The organism is uncultured Aureimonas sp. (assembly GCF_913775355.1).
In the GTDB taxonomy this organism is placed as follows: Bacteria; Pseudomonadota; Alphaproteobacteria; order Rhizobiales; family Rhizobiaceae; genus Aureimonas.
Genome location: NZ_CAJYIU010000010.1, coordinates 1 through 3,397, shown reverse-complemented (window position 1 = coordinate 3,397; position 3,397 = coordinate 1). Strand labels below are relative to the sequence as shown.

Sequence of the window (3,397 nt, the reverse complement as noted above, 5' to 3'; positions counted from 1 at the left end):
GTGACCCGGCCGTCAACCTCGAAGGCGACGACTACCAGCTCGCCAGCCGCGTCCGCGCCCGTCTGAACTTCGACGCCCGCGAAGAGACCGAGCTCGGCACCCTGCGCGCCTTCGCCCGTCTCCAGGCGACCAACACCTCGGGCGCCAACAACGGCGTGGCGATGGACCAGGCCTACATCCAGCTCGGCGGCCTGCTAATGGGCTACCGTGACACGATGTGGTCGTCGAACATCGGCGGCATCGAGGACGGCCTCCTGACCGATACCGACCTCGTGGTCGGCGACTTCAACACCAACCAGGTGTCCTACACCTTCGCCCTCGGCGGCTTCTCGGCCTCGATCGGCCTCGAGGACGACGGCACCGGCGACGTGGTTCCGGACGTCCACGGCAAGCTCGTCTACTCGGGCGCGTTCGGTGGCGCCTACCTGTCGGCCGTCTACGACGAGACCTTCAACCGCGAAGATCTCCGCACCGCCTTCGGCAACAACTTCAACTTCGTGACGCTCTCGGGCAACTTCCCGACGCTCCTCGAGGACGGCAACAACGACGCCTTCGCTCTGAAGGGCGGCGTGCTCCTGAAGGACCTGGTCGCGGCCGGCTCGCAGCTGAAGATCGAAGGTCACTACGCCTTCGACCCGACGGTCTACTCGTCGATCTCGGGCCTCGCGACGGTCAACACCTTCGCCGCCAACAACCCGAACATCCTGAACCCGACCCCGGGCTCGCTGCCGATCTTCCTCGAGTGGGCCGCTGGCGCCGGTTACGCCCAGGCGTTCGGCAAGCTCGGTCTCGCGGTCTCCGGTCAGTACGGTGAGACCTTCGACACCCGCTTCTTCGCCCTCAGCCCGATCGGCACGGTCGTTCCGGTCGATCTGTCGGGCGAGTACTACTCGTTCGTCGGCAACGTCGGCTACCAGATCACGAACAACTTCGCGACGCTCGCCGAAGTCTCCTACCGGAACGTCGACTTCGGCGGCCCGATCGGCGACACCGACCAAGTCAACGGCTTCCTGCGCTTCCAGCGCAACTTCTAAGCCGATCGCGATACCGAAGGGGCTCCGGCCCCTTCGTCTCCTGCCTCCAGTTTCGAGGAGAGACCTGTCGTCCCAGGTCTCTCCCTTTTTAGTTTGAACGACCGTCATGGATGGCCCCGGCGCGCACGGACGCGGCGTCGGGCCTGACCGCGCTGAAGCCCCATGCCACCGGGGGATTCGCTGCACTGCCGCATGCCCGACCCGTTGACGCAGCCCGGTCGACACGAAACAACGGCCCTCCGGTCGGCTCGATGAGCCGGCCCAGCGAGCGAGGGATTCCATGGCCGAAACGACGCGACGCAGCGGCATCCGCACCACCGAGGCGGAAGCGCTCGCCTTCCACGCCGACGGCCGGCCCGGCAAGCTGGAGATCGCGCCGACGAAGCCGATGGCGACCCAGCGTGACCTCAGTCTCGCCTACTCGCCGGGCGTCGCCGTTCCCGTCAAGGCGATCGCCGAGGATCCCGCCAAGGCGTTCGACTACACGACGCGCGGCAACATGGTCGCCGTGATCTCCAACGGCACCGCGATCCTCGGCCTCGGCAATCTCGGGCCGCTCGCCTCCAAGCCCGTGATGGAGGGCAAGGCGGTCCTCTTCAAGCGCTTCGCTGATGTCGATTCCATCGACCTCGAGGTCGACACCGAAGACCCGGAGACCTTCGTCAACGCCGTGCGCTACCTCGGCCCCTCGTTCGGCGGCATCAACCTCGAGGATATCAAGGCCCCCGAGTGCTTCATCATCGAGCAGCGCCTGCGCGAGCTGATGGACATTCCCGTCTTCCACGACGACCAGCACGGCACCGCCATCATCGCCGCCGCCGGCATCATCAACGCGCTGCACCTGACGGGGCGCGAGATGAAGGACATCAAGCTCGTCTGCAACGGCGCCGGGGCGGCGGGCATCGCCTGCGTCGAACTCGTCAAGGCGATGGGCGTGCCGCACGACAATGTCATCCTCTGCGACACCAAGGGCGTGATCTTCCAGGGCCGCACCGACAACATGAACCAGTGGAAGTCGGCCCATGCCGCCCACACGGACGCGCGCACGCTGGAGGAGGCGATGCGCGACGCCGACGTGTTCTTCGGCGTGTCGGCCAAGGGCGCGCTGACCACCGAGATGGTGCGGTCGATGGCGCCGAACCCGATCATCTTCGCCATGGCCAATCCCGATCCTGAGATCACGCCGGAGGAGGCGCATACGATCCGCGACGACGCGATCGTGGCGACCGGTCGCTCGGACTATCCGAACCAGGTCAACAACGTCCTCGGCTTCCCCTACATCTTCCGCGGAGCGCTCGACGTGCGCGCGACGCAGATCAACGACGCGATGAAGATCGCGGCGGCCGAAGCGCTCGCCGCGCTCGCGCGCGAGGACGTGCCCGATGCCGTCGCTTCGGCCTACAAGGGCTCCGGCCGGCCGAAGTTCGGCCGCGACTACATCATCCCCGCGCCCTTCGACCCGCGCCTCATCACCCACATCCCGGAAGCCGTGGCCCGCGCCGCGATGGAATCGGGCGCCGCGCGCAAGGACATCGCGGACTGGACCGCCTATCGCAACCAGCTCGCCTCGCGCCGTGACCCGACCGCCGGCACCTTCCAGAACATCTTCGCCACGCTCCGCCAGCGGCCGCGCAAGGTCGTCTTCGCGGAAGGGGAGGAGGAGCAGGTGATCCGCGCGGCGACGAACTACGTCACGCAAGGGCTCGGCCAGGCCGTGCTCGTCGGCCGCGAGGACCGCATCCGCGAGACGGCCCGCTTTGCCGGCGTCGAGCTGAAGGACGGGATCTCGATCAACAACGCGCGGCTGTCGGAGCGCACCAGCGCCTATTCCGAACACCTCTACGGCCGGCTCCAGCGCCACGGCTACCTGCAGCGCGACTGCCATCGTCTGATCAACACCGACCGCAACCATTTCGCCGCCGCCATGGTGGCGCTCGGCGACGCGGACGCGATGGTGTCGGGCCTGACGCGCAACTATTCGGTGGTCCTCGACGATGTGCGCCACGTCATCGACCCGAAGCCGAACCGCGCCGTGATCGGCATCTCGATCGTGATCTCCAAGGGCCGCACGACCTTCGTCGCGGACACGGCCGTCCACGACATGCCCACCGCGCCGCAGCTCGCGCGCATCGCGACCGAGGCTGCGCGCTTCGCCCGCAAGCTCGGCCACGCCCCGCGCGTCGCCTTCCTCGCGCACTCGACCTTCGGCCATCCGGCCTCGGAGCGCTCCGAGCGTGTGCGCGAGGCCGTGGCGCTGCTCGCGCAGAACAGCGTCGACTTCGAGTTCGACGGCGAAATGGGCGCCGACGTCGCCCTCAACCCCGAACTGATGGCGCTCTACCCCTTCTGCCGTCTGACCGGGC

The 3,397-nt window shown here is 67.6% G+C and carries 2 protein-coding genes; both read left to right on the top strand.

The features are described 5' to 3' along the window. Positions 1-1,034 (top strand): porin (locus tag QZ753_RS00830; protein WP_294640338.1); only part of this gene is annotated, 1,034 nt, incomplete at its 5' end. Between the two features lie 280 nt (positions 1,035-1,314). Continuing rightward, positions 1,315-3,397: NADP-dependent malic enzyme (locus QZ753_RS00825; protein WP_294640336.1), on the top strand; the 2,083-nt coding region annotated here is incomplete at its 3' end.